Consider the following 19,047-nt stretch of genomic DNA (forward strand, 5'->3'; position numbering starts at 1 on the left):
GCCCCTTGTCGAACCGATGCGCGCCTTCTCGACCTTGCCTCCACCCACGTCGGCTCACCCGTGCACCTTCGGTGCCCAACCGCATGGCGATGGCCAGTCCAATGCCGCTTGCAGCACCGGTTACAATGCAGTCTTGTTATCCAGGCGCATCGGGTTCGACCTCTTTCTGGGGAGCAGCAAGTGGTTCAGTCCAGCCTTCAGCGACCCGATCCACGCTCAGCAGGCTGCGCGCATAATCCTGTTGCGCGCGAACAATGGCATCGTCTTGCTGTGAGGGAAGAAAGACCGGCAAAGCAAGGCAGACACTTTGTGTGGCCAACAGCTTGTTCCAGTTCGCGATCAGCGCCTTGAAAGCGCGCCCCACCGCCCTCGGATTTCGGTCGAGGTCATAGAGGCCGAGCGGATTGATCCGTCCGTTGTTCTCCCGAAGCGCACTGTCCCAGTCCACCTGATCCGTCAGCGAGTACCAGGTGAAGCCTACGATGGGGATGCCATCGTTGCGGATCCGCAGCACGTTGGCCCACTCTTTCCACAGCCAATAGACGGCCTCGTCTCCATTGGGGCCTTCGCTGATGTTGGTCTCCGTATGCATTACGGGAAGCCGGTAGCGGTTGAAGTACTGCCGCGTGATCTCGTCATAGCCAAACACCTCGCCGGACCCGGACGTCGTTCCGTCTGCCCAAACCCGATGTTCGTTGGTCTGGTAATAGTCGGTGCCCATCACGCAATGCCTGCGCAGATGGCTTTCCAGGAAGAAACTGTATTCTTCGGCCGTCATCCCGTTTTCGAGAAGATAGCGATAGGTGTGCGCGTCGACGTCATGACCGTAGTTGAGGTCAAGCGACAGGAAACGCTCGCTGTTGAACCGTTCCGCTCTGCCGACCGCCTCGGGAGAATCGGCGTGGAAGTATTCCGAGGATTCGCTCTGAATGAAGATGGCGTCCGGCCGCACCTCGAGAATCGCCCGCATGGCAAGCACGTTCGCCTTCACGATGTGCTTGAGGGCGGTGACGAAAGCAGTGTCGCTGCTCAGTTGTTCGTTCCACCATCCCCAGCGGGCCGAAAAGGTGGCGCAGATGAACATCTCATTTATTGGGGTGAAGAGCTGGATCCACGGATAGCGCATCGCGAAATCCCTGGCGTAGTGCTCGAATAGTGTCGGAAAGTCCGGGTTCTGGAAGTTGCCAATCCAGTCCGGCACGCCAAAATGGCAAAGGTCGACGATCGGAAGAATGTCTTTCGCCTTCAGGTCCGCGAAGGTCTCATCGGCGAATGCCCAATCATAACGTCCGTCACCCAGCCATGTTTTGTGGATGGGAGGTCCGTAGCGGAGGAAATGCACCCCGAGATCCTGGACCAGTTCGAAGTCGGTGCGCCATCGTTCGTAGAAGCGGCATTTTCCATTTCGTCGACGCGCTCCCGGCCTTGTCGAATGGTGGGGGTGCTGTTCTCGATGCCGGTGGCAAACATGAACGTGAACATTGATGGTCCTTAGCCAAGGCGGAGATGCCCGCGCTTGGTCAAACGTTCAGTGCTCGACGCAGTTCCTGCAAGACTGCTTGTCAAGTTCGGTGGGCGCCTGACAACCACGTGCCTGCAAGTGCTATTCACAGTCGGTTGACCGTTCGTTGCGAAAGGCAACGGCACATGGCGGAAAAGCCTTCGAACCGGCTTTTTGCCAAAGCCGGAGAATGGCTGGTCGAGAAGGTTCAGCGGCGATTTCTCCAGCCTCACCCGGCCATTCGGAAAGATGGCGCTACGCTCGTGATTGTGAGCAGGGGCCACCCAGGCATAGGCGGGTCGAGATTGGCGGAATTCTATCCCACGGTTCAAGCGAGCAGCTTGCGCCGAATATGATCGGACTATGCTGGACGGAGAGGTCGGCTTCGGGCCAGCCCAGTTGGCGTCAAACGGGTCTTTGCGAGTTAAGGCGGTATGGTAGTTATCCACGTTTGCAAACTGCAAACGGACGTTCCGCTGCCGGCCCCATTTGAGCCATTCACTGGGACGCAGACCCGCGGTACATCACCGATATTCTCGAAGCCAATAGTTGGTCTCGTTCATCGTCCCATGGTTCGACAGACCCATACGAGAGAATACGAGAGATATGGACCGGCGAACCATCCGCTGTATTGATCTCCTGTAGAAAACAGTGCCCCTCAGAGACTAGCATGATCGTTATTTGTCAATGCGCTGCGAAGCTGTTCGCCCAATTGATTCAAGAAGCTGATCCAGCCACTCCCTGACCGCATTTATCTTCTGCCGAACGGCAGCACCGCGCCTGAATCCTGCCTCCGGATCAATGTTCGCGTGCGCAAAAACGGCCGCTCGCGAACATACATTGACAGGTCCAGTTCCGAATAATAAGTTCGGTCATAGAACGAATTAACGGGAGTTCAATGTGACTGACCTGCCGCGCATATCCCGTCAGTTCTCACAGCGCTCCGTGATGGAAGCGATCGTCCAGGGCGGGCCGATCTCCCGCGCCTCGATCGCCAAGCTGACGGGCCTGTCGAAGCAGACCATCTCCGAAATCATGCGCGGGCTCGAGCAGGAGGGCTGGGTCCAGGAAACCGGCCGCACCAGCGGCCATGTCGGGCGCACCGCCGTCACCTACGAACTGGTCCACGACGCAGCCTATATCATCGCCGTCGACCTTGGCGGCACCAAGGTGCGGGTCGCGCTGACGGACCTTGCCTGCCAGATCTTTGCCGAAGCCGCCACACCGACCGACCCGCGCGGCGGCCAGTTCGTCGTCGATCAGATTGCAGCGCTGGCCTTCGATGCCGCGGCCAGACAGCACGTCGCGCGCAAGAAGATACGCCTGGCCGTCATCGGCGCGCCTGGCGCTCCTGACCCGGCCACCGGCCGCATTTTAATGGCGCCGAACATTGCCGGCTTCGACACAATGAATGTGCTGGATGCCTTCGAAGAAGCGCTCGGCGTCGCGGTGATGATCGAGAACGACGTCAATCTCGCGGTGCTTGGCGAGAACTGGCTCGGCCAAGGCCAGGGCATCGACAATCTCGCCTACATCGCGCTCGGCACCGGCATCGGCAGCGGGCTGATGCTGGGCGGCCATCTGGTGCGGGGTGCTGGGCACGCCGCCGGCGAGATCGGTTTCATGCCGATCGGGGCCGATCCCTTCACCGAGGAATCACTGCGCACCGGCGCATTCGAACGCGCGGTGGCCACCCACGCCATGACCGATCGCTACCACGCTCTCACCGGCAGGCAGGTCTCGGTGCCGGCAATATTCGAGAATGCCGCGCTTGGCGACAAGGACGCGCTCACCGTGCTCGACGAAACTGCCCGCCATCTGGCGCAAGGCGTTGCGGCAATCGCGGCAATCGCCAATCCAGAAAAGTTTATCCTCGGCGGCTCGATTGGGTTGCGGCCCGAAATCCTGTCCAGGGTGCAGGCGCTTCTGCCGCTATGCTTCCCCTATCCGGTCAGGGTCGAGGCGAGCGAACTCGGCGCACGCGCAGCCCTCATTGGCGCGGCGGCAATCGGCCTTGGCCAGTTGCACAACACGCTGTTCGGCGTCGACGCGCCTGATGGCCGGATTTCGCTGCCGCCTGCCCAGGCCGCCGCCCTGAAGGAGGCCGCGATATGACTCACGATATTACCGCCCGCCTGCAGGCAGCGCTCGACCGCGACGACGCACTAACGCTGTTTCGCCGCGCCATCGGCCGAGAGAGCATCACCGGCAACGAAGCCAACTTCGTCGACTTCCTAGAAGCCAGGATGCGCGACCTTGACCTCAGCGGCCTGACCAGGACGGAATTTCTTCCCGGGCGGCCCAACATCTGGGGCGAGCGCAAGGGGGCCGACCAGGGAAAGCGCCTGCTGTTCATGGGCCATACCGACACCGTCCATGTCGACGGCTGGCGCGAGCATTGGGCAGGCACCGAGCGTGAGGATCCGTTCGCCGCCCCGATCATTGATGGTGCTGTCTGGGGCCGCGGCTCAGGCGACCTCAAGGCCGGCATCACTGCTTCGCTGGCGGCACTCGCGCTACTCGACAAGGCAGGCGTTCGCCTCAAGGGCGACGTCGCCTTCGCTTTTATCGGCGACGAGGAGAGCGGCCAGCCCGGCACCGGCATTTCCGCCGGGATCAAGCACTTCGTCGGACGCATCGAGACCGGCGAGGTCACAGCACCCGATTTCAGCGTCTATGTCGAGCCGACCCGCCTGGCCGTTTATGCGGCGCAGATCGGCTTCTTCATCACCGATATCTCGATTACCGGCAAATCCGCCTATTTCGGTGTGCCAGAACTCGGCAAGGATGCGCTCCGTGCAAGCCATGCCGCGATGACGGCGCTTTGGAAGCATTCGGATGAGGTCGCCGCGCGCGCCGAGCACAAACTGGTCGGGCGCGGCTTCCTGCTTATCACCGGGCTTGCCGGCGGCGGCTACATTGCCGTTCCCGAGCGCTGCACGCTCTCGCTGATCCGTAAGCTGTTGCCTGGCGAAGACCTCGACACCGCCGCCGCCGAGATCGAGGCTGCCGTGCGCGGCGCGATCACCGATCCGGATATTTCGGTAGAGTTCGCCTACCCCGCCGGCCGCGACCACAGGCTGGGCGGCACCGCTGCCGAGATCGGCGAAACGCGGGCGGAAGTCGCCATGCTGTCCGACGCGATGGCCGGCGCAATGAGCGGACGCGGCGTCATCGAGGGCGCACCGTTCTGGTCGGAGTCCCCCTTCATCATCAATCAGCTCGGTATTCCTGCCGTCTATTGCGCGCCCGGCGACATCAGGAATTGCCACACATTCGAGGAGCACGTGGATGTCGAGGAATATTTCGCCGGCATAGTCGGCTTCGCCGCCTTCATGGCCCGCTATTGCGGCGTGGCCGACTGAACCACCAACGAAGCAAAATGGGAGAACTGACATGCCGATGAAGACACTGATCGCCGCCGCCTTTGCCGGCGGATTGATGCTTGCCGCCAACCCAGCTTTCGCACAGACGGTCGGCCCGCAGGGCGAGAGCGCCACGCCGAGCGCCGACGTGATCCTAAGCGATGCCGACATCGCCGCGCTCAAGGACAAGGGCTACAAGGCTGCCTTGCTCTGGCACACCTCGTCCGATTTCACCAATGCGGTAACCGCCGGCGCCACCGACGAATTCGCCCGCGCCGGTATCACCATTGCGGTCAAAACGGATGCCCAGTTCGACTCCGCCCGCCAGCGCAGCGACATCGAGACGGCGTTGGCCGCCAAGCCCAACGTCATCTTGGCGCTGCCGCTCGACCCGGTCACCTCGGCAGAAGCCTTCCGCCAGGCGGTCAAGGACGGCACCAAGCTGGTGTTCCTGTCCAACTTGCCCAAGGACTACAAGCAGGGCACCGACTACGCTTCGATCGTGACTGACGATCTATTCCAGATGGGCAAGCAGGCTGCGGACGCGATGGCCAAGGCGATCGGCGGCAAGGGCAAGGTCGGCTACATTTTCCACGACGCTGCCTACTACGTCACCAACCAGCGCGACCAAGCCTTCAAGACCACCATCGAGAAGGTCTATCCCGACATCAAGATCGTCGCCGAACAGGGCATATCCGACCCGGCCCGCGCCGAGGAACTGGCCAACGCGATGCTTTTGCAACATCCCGATCTCGACGGCATCTACGTGACCTGGGCCGAGCCGGCCGACGGCGTGCTGTCGGCGCTACGCGGCGCCGGCAACGCCAGGACCAAGATCGTCACGCTCGACCTCGCCGAGCCGGTCGCGCTCGACATGGTCAAGGGCGGCAATGTCGCAGCCCTCGTCGCCGACAAGGCCTATGAACTCGGCCGCGCCATGGCTGCTTCCGGCATGAAGTCGCTGCTTGGCCAGCCGACACCAGCCTTCGTCGTCGCCCCGGCCCTGACCGTCACCAAGGAGAATGTCGCGCAGGGCTGGAAGGACTCGCTCAACCGCGACGCGCCGCAGCCGGTGCTCGACGCGTTCAAGTAAGGCTCTCGCTCCGGCGCGGCCCGCCGCACCGGAGCTTTTCTTCGACAACAAAAAGGGGAATCGGGACATGCGCATAGCATCTGCAATCATAACGACGGTGGCGAGCCTGCTAGCCATGCACGCCTTCGCCGCCGAAGGCGTCACCACAGGACCGAATGGTGAAAAGCCGGTGCCGGCGAGCAGTCTTACGCTGACGCCAGCCGAAGAGCAGCAGATCAAGGACGGCAAGTTCACCGCCGCCCTCGTCTGGCACGAGATGAGCGAATACACCAACGCCGTCAATGCCGGCGCCCATGACGAATTCAAGCGCCTCGGCATCGAGGTGGTGGCGCAGACCGATGCCGGTTTCGACGCCGCGCGACAGAAGGCCGATATCGAGACGGTGATGGCCAAAAAGCCGTCGATCATCCTGTCGCTTCCCGTCGATCCGGCGACTGCAGCTTCGGTCTACGATCCGGCACGACAGGCCGGCGTCAAGCTCGGCTTCGTCGACAATTCCCCGGCCGGCTACAAGCAGGGCAGGGACTATGTCACCATCGTCTCCGACGATCTCTTTCAGATGGGCAACAAGGCCGGCATCGCCATGGCCGAGGCGCTCGGCAAGAAAGGCAAGGTCGGCTACATCTTCCACGATGCCGACTTCTACGTCACCAACCAGCGCGACCAGGCCTTCAAGAAGACCATCGAGCAGGACTATCCCGATATGAAGATCGAGGCCGAGGCCGGCATGGCCGACCCGGCGCGCAGCGAAGACATCGCCCAGGCGATGATCACCCAGCATCCGGACCTGGACGGCATCTATGTCACCTGGGCCGAACCGGCGCTGAGCGTGCTTTCGGCCTTGCGCGGTGCCGGCAACACGCACACCAAGATTGTCACGCTCGACCTCAATGAGCCTGCCGCGCTCGACATGGTCAAGGGCGGCAACATCGCGGCCCTCGTCGCCGACGAGGCCTACAGCATTGGCGTGACGCTGGCGCGCGCCTCGGCAGTTTCTCTGGTCGGCAAGAAGGCCGAACCATTCTATGCCGTAGATTCCATCGCCGTCACCAAGGACACGGTGAAGGACGGTTGGAAGAAGTCCCTCAACAGGGACGTACCGGCGGCTATCGCGGACGCGGTGAAATAGGCTCGAGGCGAAGCGCTCACCACCGGAGGAATAAAATGTCCAGTGCCAACACCAGCGCCGGTAGCAGCTTCGCCAGCCGCTTCAATCTGCAGCAATATGTCGTCTACCTCGGTTTCCTGGCGATCTTCCTGTTCTTCGCCATTGTGCTGAGGGACAGCGGCTTCCTCACCGTCCGAAACTTATCGAACATCGTGTTGCAGACGACGCCGGTGACGATCATGGCCATCGGCCTGGTCTTCGTCATGTCGGCCGGCGAAATAGATTTGTCGATCGGCTCGATCGTGGCGGTGGCGGCCCTTGCAGCCGCCGTCACCATCAACGCGTACGGCATGCCGGCAGGGATAGTCGCCGGCCTCGGCGCCGGCCTGCTGATCGGCGTCATCAACGGCGTGCTGGTGGCGTATGTCAGGCTGCCCTCCTTCCTGGTGACGCTGGCGACGCTCGGCCTGTTCGCCGGCGTTTCGCGTTCGATGACAGACCTTCGCTCGATCTCGGTGACCAACGAAGCGTTCACCGGCTTCTTCGGTTCCGGCTCGCTGCTCGGTGTCCCCTCACTCGTCTGGTGGTCGGTGATTGCCGTGGCCATCGGCCACCTGGTGTTCCGCGAAACCCGTTTCGGCGCGCATGTGCTGGCGACCGGCGACAATGCCCGCGCCGCAAGCGTATCGGGCATCAGCGTGCCCAGGATCAGGCTCGCCGTGCTGACCATCAGCGGCGGGCTCGCCGGTCTTGCCGGCTTGCTCTATGCCGGTCGCCTGCAGGCGGCGAAATATACTCTCGGCGAAACCGACCTGATGACGGTCATCGCCGCCGTCATCGTCGGCGGCACGCTGCTCAATGGCGGCAAGGGCTCCGTGGTCGGCGCGCTGGTCGGCTCGTTGATGATGGGCATGCTCAACAACGGCCTGATCCTGATGGGCCTGTCGGTCTCCGACCAGATGATCGTGCGCGGCCTCATCATCCTGACCGCAGTCGCCGTGTCGCTGCGCGAAAAGAACCGCTGAAGGAAGCCATCCATGTTTCTCGACATTTTGCGCCGCCGCAACCCCGCCTTCATCGAATCAGCTATCCGGTTGCACCAGCAAGGTAAGCTGCCGGCCAATGCTTATGTGCTCGATCTCGACACGGTTGAGGCCAATGCGCGGGTTCTCAAGAGCGAGGCCAACCGCAACGGCCTGAAGATCTTCGCCATGACCAAGCAGGTCGGCCGCTCCTCGTCGTTCTGCCGGGCTGTGATGCGCGGCGGCATTGACCGCGCGGTCGCCGTCGACATGGCTTGCGCCCGCGCCACCCACAAGGCAGGCATGAAGCTTGGCCATCTCGGCCATCTCCAGCAGGTCGCAAAATTCGAAGCGGCGGCTGCGGCGAAAACCTTCAAGCCGGACTACTGGACCGTGTTCAACGCTACCAAGGCTGGGGAAGCGGCAACAGGCGCCAAGGCGGCCGGCTATGTGCAGGACCTGCTGGCCCGCATCGCCGCCGAAGGCGATATCTTCTATCGCGGCCATGAAGGCGGTTTCAATGCCGCCGACATTGTCGATGTCGCCGACCGGCTGGATGCCGTCGAAGGCGGCCGTTTCGCCGGCATCACCACTTTCCCTGCTCTGCTGTTCGACCATGCTTCGCGAAAAGTGCTGCCGACCCCCAATCTGGCGACGCTCGCGAAAGCTGCGGAAGCGCTGGCCAAGGCAGGCCGCAAGGACATTGAGATCAACGCGCCGGGCACCACGTCGAGCGTCATGCTGGCGGCACTCGCCGAGGCCGGCGCGACGCAGTGCGAGCCCGGCAATGGACTACATGGCACCACCGCGCTGCATGTCATGGAAGATTTGCCGGAGCTGCCGGCGGTGCTCTATCTCACCGAGGTCTCGCATCTCTCCGGCGGCAAGGCCTATTGCCTTGGCGGCGGCTTCTACATCGATCCGATCTTCCCCGACTACGACGTCAAGGCGATCGTCTCGGCTGAACCGACGACGGCAGGCTCGGCACTGCGCAGCGTCGAGGTGCCGCCGCCCTCTGCGATCGACTATTACGCCATGATCGATGCCGCCGGCGCGAACGCGCCGAAGCCTGGCGACAGCGCCGTGTTCGGCTTCCGTGGCCAGGCCTTCGTCACCCGCGCCCATATTGTCGGCGTGTCGGGCATTTCGACGGACAATCCGAAAGTGGAAACCATCGAGAACGGCTTCGGTGAACCCTATGCCTGGCCAGTCTAGGAGAAACACATGACGGTGAGCGCGCCCATCCTTCAGCTGCACGACATTCGCAAGAATTTCGGCGGCATCACCGCGATCGAGAGTTTTTCGCTCGAGGTTTTCCCGGGCGAGATCGTTGCACTCGTCGGCGACAACGGCGCCGGAAAGTCGACGCTGGTCAAGATCGTCTCGGGCGTCCACCCGCCCTCGTCCGGCACCATCGTCATCGAAGGAAAACCGGTGACGATGTCGAATGCCACCATGGGGCGCGCGCACGGCATCGAGGTCGTCTACCAGGACCTGGCGCTGGCCGACCAGCAGACGGTCTACATGAACATGTTCCTCGGCCGCGAGCCGCTGAACCGCCTCGGTTTGCTCGACCGCCGCCGCATGATCGACGAGACCGAGAAACTGGTGAAGGAACTGGACGTGCGCATCCCCTCCGCCCACGCCACTATCCGCGATCTCTCCGGCGGCCAGCGCCAGGGCGTTGCGATCGCGCGCGCCACGCATTGGGCAAGCAAGCTGATCCTGCTGGATGAGCCGACGGCGGCGCTGGGCGTTGCCGAAACCGCCCGGGTGGAGGCTATCGTCCAGTCGCTGAAGCAGCGCAATGTCGGCATCCTGATCATCAGCCACAGCCTCGACCAGGTCTTCAAGCTCTCCGACCGCATCTGTGTTCTCAGGCGTGGCAAGCAGATTGGAATTCGCGAGACCGCGAAGACCGATAAGAACGAGATCATTGCCATGATCACCGGCCTGCAGCAGCAATAGCAGGAACCTCTCTGAGAGCCCCCGCCCGAGATCCGGATGTGGTCGGCGATCACGCGATCGATCAGCTTGTGCCGCGTGGTGATCGCCATCGGCCCGTCCTGGTCGTAGCTGCCTTGCCACTCCGGATGCGGCGCCAGCAGCGCTGGCACATACATCGTGTCGCCCGAAATCATGCGCTGTTCCTTGCCGTAGTTTGCGAGGTAGACCGAGTGGCCGGGCGTGTGGCCGGCGCAGCGATGATCTGGAAGCCGGGCGCGACTTCGGCGCCGTCATGGATGCTGCTGGAACTGCTGCGTCTGGTGAAGCTGCCTGCATCGCCTGAATTTCTCCAGGCGTATCCGCACCAGCTTTCTGGCGGCCAACAGCAGCGCGTTGGCATCGCTATCCCAGTCTCGATTTGATAGGACCTATGCAATGTATGGCGGCGCCGACATCACCGTGCCGCCCGGCGGCGTCAAGCTGTCCGGTTTCGGTCGCGACAAAGTCGCTGCATGCGCTGGACAGATACACCGTCTCAAAACAGCCTGGATTTCTCTGGGCTGCCCGTTTCTCGCTAAGCGCTGCCGAGGATGAAATCGGCGCACCGATCGGCGATCATGATCACCGGCGCGTTGGTGTTGCCGCTGATGAGACGCGGCATGATCGAGGCGTCGCAGATGCGTAGGCGCGGCACGCCGCGCACGCGCAATTGCGGGTCGACCACCGCCTGGTCATCGGTGCCCATCCGGCAGGTGCCGCAGGGGTGATAAACCGTCTTGGCGTGTTCGAGGATGTGGTCTGTTATGGACTGATCGGAAAGGTCGGCGGCCCCGCCCGGCGACAGCTCCTCCGCGATCACCGCCTGCAAGGCCGGCTGACGCAGGATGGTGCGGGCGATCTTCATGCCGGCGAGCAGCAGGGCAAGGTCGCCGGGATCGGTCAGAAAGCCGGTGGTGAAGCGGATCGGGTCGGCCGCGCCGCGCGACCGCAGCCTGACCATGCCGCGCGAGTTCGGCCTGAGCACACAAGGGTTGAGCTCCATGCCGTGGCGATCGATCGAGCCGTGCTCGGCGCTTTCGATCATCACCGGCAGGACGTGGAACTGGATGTCGGGCCGGCCATCGCCATCGGTGTCGAAGAAGCCGCCGCTTTCGACGACGTTGGAGGTGAGCAGGCCGCTGCGGAACAGCATGTACTGTATGCCGTGGCGCAGCGCCCGCAGGCCACGGTCCTCGCCGAGCAGCGAGATCGGCTGGCGCGTCAGCGCATAGACGGGGGCGGCGACATGGTCCTGCAGGTCGCGGCCGACCGAAGGCATGTCGCGGATGACCGGAATGCCAAGCCCGGCCAGATGTTCGGCGGGTCCCAGTCCCGACAGCATCATCAATTTCGGCGTTGCCAGCGCGCCCGAGGTGAGGATCACCTCGGCCTTTGCCGTCGCCGCGTGGTTCCGGCCATCCGAAGTGGTGTAGGCAACGCCGCTCGCCGCGCCGTTTTCCAGCGTCACGCCGGTGACCAGCGCATCGGTGACGACGGTGAGATTGGTATTGCCGGCCAGCGGCTTGAGGAACACTTTTGCCGCCGACTGGCGTTCGCCATTCGATGTAGTCGTCTGGTAGAAGCCGACGCCCTCCTGCCCGGCGCCGTTGAAGTCGTCATTGTAGCGGAAGCCGGCCTGTTGCGCCGCCTTGACATAGGCCATGGACAACGGATGGCGGTAGCGCGGATCGGAGACCGGGAGCGGTCCCTCGGTGCCGTGGCGTTCGCCGGCGAGGCGCTCGTTGCGCTCAAGCCGCCGGAACACCGGCAGCACCTCGTCCCAGCCCCAGCCGGGGCAGCCGAGGTCGCGCCAGCCATCATAATCCTGCGGCTGGCCCCTGACATAGAGCATGGCATTGATCGAAGAGCCGCCGCCCAGTGTGCGGCCCTGCGGCACCGGCAGCCGGCGTCCGCCGACGCTCGGTTCCGGCTCGGATTCGTAGATCCAGCTGCGCGCCGTGCCGATCACCTTGGCGAAGGTGGCGGGCATGTCGATGAGCCTGGTGTTGTCGGCCGGCCCGGCCTCGACGAGGAGCACGCGCTTGCCTGATCCGACCAGCCGGTTGGCCAGCGTGCAGCCGGCCGATCCGGCGCCGGCGATGATGTAGTCGTATTCGGCGCTCATCGTGTCAGGCGTAGCGCATGATGACGGTCTTGGTCTCGAGATAGCCTTCGATCGCGGCGCGGCCATGTTCGCGGCCGATGCCGGACTGCTTGAAGCCGCCGAACGGTGCGGCGGGGTCGAGCGTGTTGTGCGAATTGACCCACACGGTGCCGGCCTTTAGGCTGTGGATGGCGGTCATCGCCTTGCCCAGGTCGCGGGTCCAGATCGAGGCTGAGAGACCATAGCGCGTGTCGTTGGCGATGCGGATCGCCTCGTCGAGGTCGGCGACTGGCATTGCCGCCACCACCGGCCCGAACACCTCCTCGCGCACGATCTCCATGTCGGGGCGGACATTGTGCAGGATGGTCGGTGCCACGTAATGCCCCCTGGCCGGCACCGGCCGCGCACCGCTGACCCGCTCGCCGCCGGCGGCGAGCCCGCGTTCGACGAAGCCCTCGACGCTTTTCCGGTGCTTGGCCGAGACCAGCGGATTGATTTGCGCTTCGGCATCGCGGCCGGCGCCCAGCGTCATGCCGTCGGCGATTTCGGCCAGCCTTGCCAGCGTGCGGTCGTAGATCGATTTCTCGATCAAGAGCCGCGAAGCCGAGGTGCAGACCTGGCCCTGGTTGAAGAACATGCCAAGCCCGGCGACCAGCGGCTCGATGCCTTCCTCCATGTCGGCAAGCAGGATCATCGGCGATTTCGAGCCGAGCTCCAGCGTGAAGCGGGCGACACGGTCGACCGCCGCATGGCCGACGCGTTTGCCGACTTCCGTCGAGCCGGTGAAGGTCAGCTTGTCGATGCCGGGATGGCGGATCAGCGCTTCGCCGGTGACGCTGCCGCTGCCAGTGACGATGTTGACGACGCCCGGCGGGAAGCCAACGGCTTCGATCAGTTCGGCGAGCCTGAGCAGGCCTAGTGGCGTTTCCTGCGGCGGCTTCAGCACCACGGTGCAGCCGCAAGCGAGCGCCGGCGCGATCTTCCACATTCCGATCAGCAGCGGGAAATTCCACGGCACTATGGCGCCGACGACGCCGACCGGCTCCATCACCGTCATCGCCTGGTGTCTGGCGCCCGGCGGCACGGGGATGGACACCTGGAAGGTCGAGCCCTCGATCTTGGTCGCCCAGCCGGCATAGTAGCGCAGCCAGTCGACGGTGCCGCCGGCGCTGAGCATACGGGCGACGCCGAGCGACTTGCCGTTCTCGATGCTTTCGATCTCGGCCAGAAGGTCGGCGTCGGCCTCGACCGCGTCGGCGAGTTTCAGCATCAGGTTCTGGCGATCGACCGGCGGCATCGACGCCCAGGGGCCTTCAAGGGCGGCACGCGCAGCGCGCACCGCCTGGTCGACCAGTTCGGGGCCGCTCTCGGGAACGTGGGCGACGATCTCGCCGGAGGCGGAGTCGTCGACGGGGAGGTCGTTACCGGCAAGGCCGTCAACAAAGCGGCCATTGATGAAGGGCCGGTGCGAACGCGCAAGGAACGCGGCGGCGGCTGGGCTGATCGGCGGCACCATTCTCTCGTTCATGCCATCCTCCTCGATGCTGACGGACACAGTGCGCAGAGGGTTAGGGAGCGTGCCAGCCGGCTTCAAGCCGCCGGAAGCGCGAGTGCGCTCTCAGTCAAAACAAAGTTCCCGCTCGGACAAGACGCAGCGCGACTGGCCGGCCAAGATCAGAGCTGCATCGGGCCGCACGTTTTGCACGGCCGCCGATGCCGGAGGGGTGTCGGCCATTGAGCGCATTGCTGGGCAATCCGATGGTCACCACGGCGGCGCTGCCGCTTGTGCTCGGCATGGCGATGGCGTTGCTGGAACGATTTGCGCTGCCGGCATCCTCGCTGGCGCTCTCGTTAATCTGGGCGGCGTTGCTGCTGTTCTTCTACTGGGACACGCTTGGCCCGCCGGTCGTGCCGCCCGTCGCCGCCAGCCAGAAGCTGATCTATCTCGCTGTTGCCGCTATTCTCATCGGGCTGTTGCCCGAGCGCCTGTTGAGCACCCCGGGCGTGCTGGTCGCCGCGGCCCTTGCGGCGGCGCTGTTGTGGCTCGGCTGGCGCCGCCTTGCCGGCGGTTCGCTCGATCCTCAGATGATCGCAGCCCTCGTCACCGGCCTTCTCGCAACCGTCGGCGTCGCGATGCTGCTGTCCCTGAAGGCTTTGCCGTCCCCGCCGGTGGAGGATCCGTTCCTGGCACCCGCGGCCATGCTCGCCATGTGCCTGGCCGGCGCCATCATCTCGGTGCTTGGCGCGTCGATCGTCACCGGGCAGTTGCTGGGATCGCTGGCCGCGCTCGCCGGCGGCTGGTGCCTCGTCCAGTACATCGCGGTCCTGCGCGGCGGCACGGCGGCCGCCTGGAGCAAGGGCGCCGAGATGATCCTCGTCTACGCCGCGGCCACGGTGCTGATCCAGATGGCGCTGCTGGCGCCTAAGGCCAATCCGGTCGCGCTGGTGCTTTCGCCCTTGCCGCTGATCGTGGCTGCCCTGGTGCCCGGTCCGCTGCGGCGCCTTGTTCCCGGCATCAGGCCGTTGCGGCCGCTGGTTGCCGGTCTGCTGATCGCCATCCCGGCGATGCTGGCCATCCTGACGGCGATCGTTCGGGCGCCGCACGGAGCCGCGCTTGGCTTTTCCTGAGCCAAGAGATGACAACCAACAATGGGGAGAGATACGTGACAATAGGAAAACTGACGGCCGCGCTGGCCTTTGCCTCGACGTGCGCGTTCGCATCGGCCGCGCACGCCGAAAACTACGAGATCGATGGCCAGCACGCCTGGGTTACCTTCACCATCAAGCACGGCATCTATGGCATCGCGCATGGCCAGTTCGATGCCGTGAAGGGCGCCATCGTCATGGACAAGGCCGATCCGTCGAAGAGCAGCGTAAAGGCCGAGCTCGACGTCGGCTCGGTGCACACCGCCTATGACCAGCGCGACAGCGACCTGAAAGGCCCGGACTTCTTCAACGCCGCCGAATTCCCGGCGATTTCGTTCGAGAGCAGCAAGGTCGAGAAGGTCAGCGACAAGACCGGCAAGGTCACGGGCAATCTCACCATCAGCGGTGTGTCCAAGGAGATCACGCTCGACGTGACGCTGGTCAATGAGGCGCCGGCGCCGTGGGATGCGACGCTGACCAAGGCAGCGTTCACCGCCACGGGAAAAGTCAGCACCGCGGACTTCCCGATGGCCAAGGCTGCCGCCGGCTTCGGCCTCGGCCCGGATGTCGACATCGTCATCGATCTCGAAGCGGTGAAGAAATAGGCTGCTTTCTTTGTTTGGCGCAATTCCCCAGGGGAAGCGCTACGCACTTTCCCCGGGAAAACCGCTTCACACTTTCCTGGAATTGCTCTTGCGGGGGTGGCGGCTGCCGCGCGGCCGAGAGGTCGCGCGGCTTCAACGGACGAGGCGCGAAGTGCGCGCTCAGTCAAAACAAAGTTCCCGCTTGGACAAGACGCGAAACGGCTGATGCCGCACTATGCCCAGCGAAGATCGGCGCATAGCCGGCACAGCACCAATCGGGATGGAACCATGCGATTTTCCGGAAAGACGGCTTTCATCACCGGCGGCGGCACCGGCATTGGTGCCGCGGTCGCAAGGCGCATGGCGGCGGACGGCGCCAAGGTGGTGCTGATGGGCCGGCGGCGCGAGCCGCTGGAGGCCGTCACCAGGGATATTGGCGGTCTGGTGGTGCAGGGCGATGCCGCCGATCCGAAGGCGGTGCGTGCAGCGCTTGCCGAAGTGCATGAAAAAATCGGACCGGTCGATATCCTCGTCGCCAATGCCGGCGGCCATGGTGTCGGCCCGACGATTTCGATGAGCGACGAAACCTGGAGCCTGGCGACGCGCACCAATCTCGACACCGCTTTCGTTTGCGCCCGCGAATGCCTGCCGGACCTGATCGCGCGGAAGGGCAACATCGTCGTCGTTGCCTCGATCGCCGGGCTGTTTGCCGGCCCGGACGCTGCCGGCTACGTCACCATGAAGCATGCCTGCATCGGCTTCGGCAAATCGTTGGCGCGCGACTATGGCCGCAAGGGCGTGCGCACCAATATCATCTGCCCGGGCTGGGTCTCAACCGACATGGCCGACGAGCAGATGGCGCTGATCGTCGAGAAACACGGACTTGGCTCGACCGACGAGGCCTACCGTCTGGTGACCAAGGATGTGCCGCTCGGCCGTCCGGCGACACCGGAAGAGGTTTCCAACGTTATCTGCTTCGTCGCTTCGAGCGAGGCGGCCATGATGAACGGTTCGATCCTGACCGTCGACGGCGGCGCTACCGTCGTCGACCTGCCGACATTAGCTTTTGTCGATTGATTGGGAGAGTGCGATGAAGGACCAGAACAGGCCGGCGGACTGGAAGCATTTCGATGATTTCGCCGCCGGCATCGCCACCAACCGGCTGGCGACGACGTCAGCGTTGCGCGGCCAGACCTTCAAGATCACGCTGGACACCGGGCGCACAATCGACCTTGCCTTCACGTCGGCCGACACGGTGGCGTGGAGCGAGGGTAGCGAGGCGGGGGCGGACTGGTACGAGGCGCTCGAAGTCGCCGCTAACGTGTTCTTCATCAACATGACTTTCGCCGCCCGGCCGACCGAGGATGAGGCCTACGTCGTGAACACCAGCACGCGCCGGGTGCTGTCGGTGCGCGAACGGGTGCGTGAAGAAGGCGAAGCGCCCGGCGAGCCGCTCGTCGCGCAGACCTGGTCGGCCGGCGTACTCGGGGATCCCGGCAAGGCGCCGACCGGTATCAAGCCGGCGCCGAGCCGGGACCTGGTCGGGCTCACCGCGCACTACACCTACAGCCCCAACCACGTCTACGAGCACATCTATCTGAGCTCCGAGCGTTATGGCTGGCAGAACCTCGTCGGCATCCAGCGTGGCCATGGCGACGTCGACCTCGCGACCACCTGGAAGTTTGCAGACAACCAATATGTGTTCGGCTTTCGCGAGTTCATCATCCCGGTCGCCTCGCTGTTCTTCTACAATTGGGACGTCATGCGCTCGACCGGGAAATTCCTCGGCGTGACCAGCCTGGGCAAGGTCGAGAACAAGCCGGCAGGCGCTCACATCGAGAAGAAATCCAGAACCGTCTATGACGAAGGCAAGGCGCCGGTCTGACCGTGCGGGAGAACGCGATGAACAAGAACTACGAAGCTATCAAGGCTCATTACGCCGGCTCCGATGCCAAGGATTTGGCCGCGATGATGGCGCCGATCACCAGCCGCACCGCCTGGACCGAAATGGCGGGCTTCCCCTATGCCGGCACCTATGTCGGCCCCGACGCCATCATAGCGGGGGTCTTCAAGCGCATCGGCGAGGAGTGGGACGGCTACGCGCTGAAGCTCGAAAGACTGGTCGATGGCGGCGCCACAATCGTCGGCATCGGCACCTATTCGGGCACCTACAGGAAGACCGGCAAGCCAATGTCCGCGCGCGTCGTCCATGTCTGGGAGATGGACGACGGTAAAGCCGTGAGTTTCGAGCAATTCACCGACACCAGACTGGTCGCGGCAGCGACGGTCTGAGGCATGCGGGCGGGCGCCGATGCGTCTGGCCGATGAAACAACCTGGGAGGATGCAATGGGAAAAAATCTGAAGGCAATTCTGGCGGGCCTGGTGCTGGCGACCGCACTTGCGGCCGGCGTCACAGGGGTCGCGAATGCCGCCGGCGATGAGATCGTCATCGGCGCGCCGATCTCCTTGACCGGGCCGCTGGCCGGCGACGGCAAGGAGCAGAAATGGGCCTATGAGCAAGCGGTGGCCGATATCAACAAGGCTGGCGGCATCATGCTCATGTCGGCCGGCAAGAAGCTGCCGGTGCGCCTCGTCGTCGCCGACGACGAAAGCTCGGAAGGCAAGGTCGCCTCGGCGCTGGAAAACCTGATCAAGGTGCAGAAGGTCGACGCGCTGCTATCGACCCATTCCGGGCCGATGAACATCGCCGGCGCCATCGTCGCCGAGAAATACAAGAAGTTCTACATGATCACGACGGCGTTCCCGTTCGAGTGGCAGCCGTTGAAGCTCAAATATTCGGCCCTCTTCTTCTTCCACCCGGGGCCGGGCGCCGAAGTGCCGTTCGAGATCTGGAACAAGCTGCCGGCCAATGAGAAGCCGAAGAACCCGGCTCTTGTCACCGAGGATTCGCCCGACGGCAAGGGCTTTGGCGGCGCCTTCGAGGCGGCTGCGAAGAAATATGGTTACACTTTCGCCGTGGACGATCCCTGGGCGATCGGGGCCACCGACTACTCGGCACTGATCACCAAGCTCAAGGCCGCCAACGTCGACGCCATGCTGGTGTTCGGCTCGCCGGCCGACACCGTGACGCTGCTGCGCCAGATGAAGGAGCTCGGCTTCTCCGTGCCCTATCTGCATGGCTGGAAGGGCACCTGGACGGGCGAGTTCCACGAAGCGCTCGGAGCGGATTCAGACTACATCATGACTGACGGTTTCTGGTCGTCGAGCTATCCCTATCGAGGCGCCAAGGAACTCGGAGATCGCTACGAGGCCGAATTCAAGAAGGACTCCGTCACAGTCGGCGCCTTCTACGCTAATGCGCAGGTGCTGGCGCAGGCGATCGAAAAGGCGGGAACCACCGATGCCGCCGCGCTGCATGACGTGATCTTCAACCAGGAATTCAAGGACACCGTCGTCGGCGATCTCAAATTCGACCAGACAGGCTTTGCCCTGATCCCCAGCGTTGCCACGCAATGGTGGCAAGGCAAGCACCAGCTAATCTTCCCTAATGGCAACTGGACCTACAAGCCGGCCCCGGCCTGGGACAAGCGCTGAGCGGCGAGGGCACGGGCTCCGACATTGCCGCCTGCCCCTTCTCCCCCGTCCTACGCGGGGAGAAGGGTCGCGGGGCGACGAG

At 63.8% G+C, this 19,047-nt stretch carries 16 protein-coding genes and 2 pseudogenes; 14 read left to right on the forward strand and 4 right to left on the reverse strand.

Going from position 1 to position 19,047, the window contains the following annotated elements:
- Positions 1–136: 136 nt before the first annotated feature.
- Complete coding sequence (locus X771_RS01000000164705) at positions 137–1,342, reverse strand: family 1 glycosylhydrolase (RefSeq protein WP_348625466.1); 1,206 nt, start codon at positions 1,340–1,342, stop codon at positions 137–139.
- 1,059 nt (positions 1,343–2,401) lie between these two features.
- Here X771_RS01000000164705 and X771_RS159710 point away from each other — a divergent pair.
- The 7 genes from X771_RS159710 to X771_RS159680 all read left to right on the forward strand — a co-directional run bounded on the left by X771_RS159710 (position 2,402) and on the right by X771_RS159680 (position 10,057).
- Positions 2,402–3,616, forward strand: coding sequence for an ROK family transcriptional regulator (locus X771_RS159710; RefSeq protein WP_023681814.1), 1,215 nt, complete (start codon positions 2,402–2,404; stop codon positions 3,614–3,616).
- On the forward strand, positions 3,613–4,866 hold the full coding sequence (locus X771_RS159705; RefSeq protein WP_023667730.1) for a M20/M25/M40 family metallo-hydrolase: 1,254 nt from the start codon (positions 3,613–3,615) through the stop codon (positions 4,864–4,866). Before X771_RS159710 ends, X771_RS159705 begins: the two co-directional genes overlap by 4 nt.
- Positions 4,867–4,897: 31 nt before the next feature.
- Positions 4,898–5,959: a substrate-binding domain-containing protein gene (locus X771_RS159700; RefSeq protein WP_031194643.1), complete on the forward strand. Its 1,062-nt coding sequence runs from the start codon at positions 4,898–4,900 to the stop codon at positions 5,957–5,959.
- A 67-nt stretch (positions 5,960–6,026) separates the two neighbouring features.
- Positions 6,027–7,088 (forward strand): substrate-binding domain-containing protein, encoded by a 1,062-nt coding sequence (locus X771_RS159695; RefSeq protein ID WP_023686846.1) that lies wholly within the window; start codon positions 6,027–6,029, stop codon positions 7,086–7,088.
- Between the two features lie 35 nt (positions 7,089–7,123).
- The gene (locus X771_RS159690) at positions 7,124–8,092 is read left to right on the forward strand and encodes an ABC transporter permease (RefSeq protein WP_023686847.1); all 969 of its coding nucleotides are present in this window, start codon (positions 7,124–7,126) and stop codon (positions 8,090–8,092) included.
- A gap of 12 nt (positions 8,093–8,104) precedes the next feature.
- Positions 8,105–9,304, forward strand: a complete 1,200-nt coding sequence (locus X771_RS159685; protein ID WP_023686848.1) for an alanine racemase — start codon at positions 8,105–8,107, stop codon at positions 9,302–9,304.
- A gap of 9 nt (positions 9,305–9,313) precedes the next feature.
- The gene (locus X771_RS159680) at positions 9,314–10,057 is read left to right on the forward strand and encodes an ATP-binding cassette domain-containing protein (protein ID WP_023686849.1); all 744 of its coding nucleotides are present in this window, start codon (positions 9,314–9,316) and stop codon (positions 10,055–10,057) included.
- 23 nt (positions 10,058–10,080) lie between these two features.
- Here the strand turns inward: X771_RS159680 and X771_RS1000000169075 are convergent.
- Positions 10,081–10,334 (reverse strand): annotated as a pseudogene (locus X771_RS1000000169075) (MBL fold metallo-hydrolase); the annotation flags it as partial.
- A 4-nt stretch (positions 10,335–10,338) separates the two neighbouring features.
- On the opposite strand from X771_RS1000000169075, the pseudogene X771_RS1000000169690 reads away from it, so the two are divergent.
- Positions 10,339–10,452 (forward strand): annotated as a pseudogene (locus X771_RS1000000169690) (peptide ABC transporter ATP-binding protein); the annotation flags it as partial.
- 158 nt (positions 10,453–10,610) lie between these two features.
- Here the strand turns inward: X771_RS1000000169690 and X771_RS159675 are convergent.
- Together X771_RS159675 and X771_RS159670 are read right to left on the reverse strand one after the other, a co-directional pair.
- Entirely contained in the window at positions 10,611–12,200 is a 1,590-nt protein-coding gene (locus X771_RS159675) for a GMC family oxidoreductase N-terminal domain-containing protein (RefSeq protein WP_023686850.1), read from the reverse strand.
- A 4-nt stretch (positions 12,201–12,204) separates the two neighbouring features.
- On the reverse strand, positions 12,205–13,707 hold the full coding sequence (locus tag X771_RS159670; protein ID WP_156935968.1) for an aldehyde dehydrogenase family protein: 1,503 nt from the start codon (positions 13,705–13,707) through the stop codon (positions 12,205–12,207).
- Between the two features lie 206 nt (positions 13,708–13,913).
- Here X771_RS159670 and X771_RS159665 point away from each other — a divergent pair, with 206 nt between their 5' ends.
- The 6 genes from X771_RS159665 (at position 13,914) to X771_RS159640 (ending at position 18,965) form a co-directional block, all read left to right on the forward strand.
- Positions 13,914–14,807 (forward strand): hypothetical protein, encoded by an 894-nt coding sequence (locus tag X771_RS159665; protein ID WP_023804477.1) that lies wholly within the window; start codon positions 13,914–13,916, stop codon positions 14,805–14,807.
- A 35-nt stretch (positions 14,808–14,842) separates the two neighbouring features.
- Positions 14,843–15,430 (forward strand): YceI family protein, encoded by a 588-nt coding sequence (locus X771_RS159660; RefSeq protein WP_023686853.1) that lies wholly within the window; start codon positions 14,843–14,845, stop codon positions 15,428–15,430.
- Between the two features lie 267 nt (positions 15,431–15,697).
- Positions 15,698–16,486: an SDR family oxidoreductase gene (locus X771_RS159655; RefSeq protein WP_023686854.1), complete on the forward strand. Its 789-nt coding sequence runs from the start codon at positions 15,698–15,700 to the stop codon at positions 16,484–16,486.
- A 13-nt stretch (positions 16,487–16,499) separates the two neighbouring features.
- On the forward strand, positions 16,500–17,294 hold the full coding sequence (locus tag X771_RS159650; RefSeq protein ID WP_023686855.1) for a MoaF C-terminal domain-containing protein: 795 nt from the start codon (positions 16,500–16,502) through the stop codon (positions 17,292–17,294).
- A 17-nt stretch (positions 17,295–17,311) separates the two neighbouring features.
- Positions 17,312–17,701, forward strand: coding sequence for a nuclear transport factor 2 family protein (locus X771_RS159645; RefSeq protein ID WP_023686856.1), 390 nt, complete (start codon positions 17,312–17,314; stop codon positions 17,699–17,701).
- Positions 17,702–17,756: 55 nt separating this feature from the next.
- Entirely contained in the window at positions 17,757–18,965 is a 1,209-nt protein-coding gene (locus X771_RS159640; RefSeq protein WP_031202447.1) for an amino acid ABC transporter substrate-binding protein, read from the forward strand.
- Positions 18,966–19,047: the final 82 nt, after the last annotated feature.

Source organism: Mesorhizobium sp. LSJC269B00, assembly GCF_000502815.1.
Lineage (GTDB): Bacteria > Pseudomonadota > Alphaproteobacteria > Rhizobiales > Rhizobiaceae > Mesorhizobium.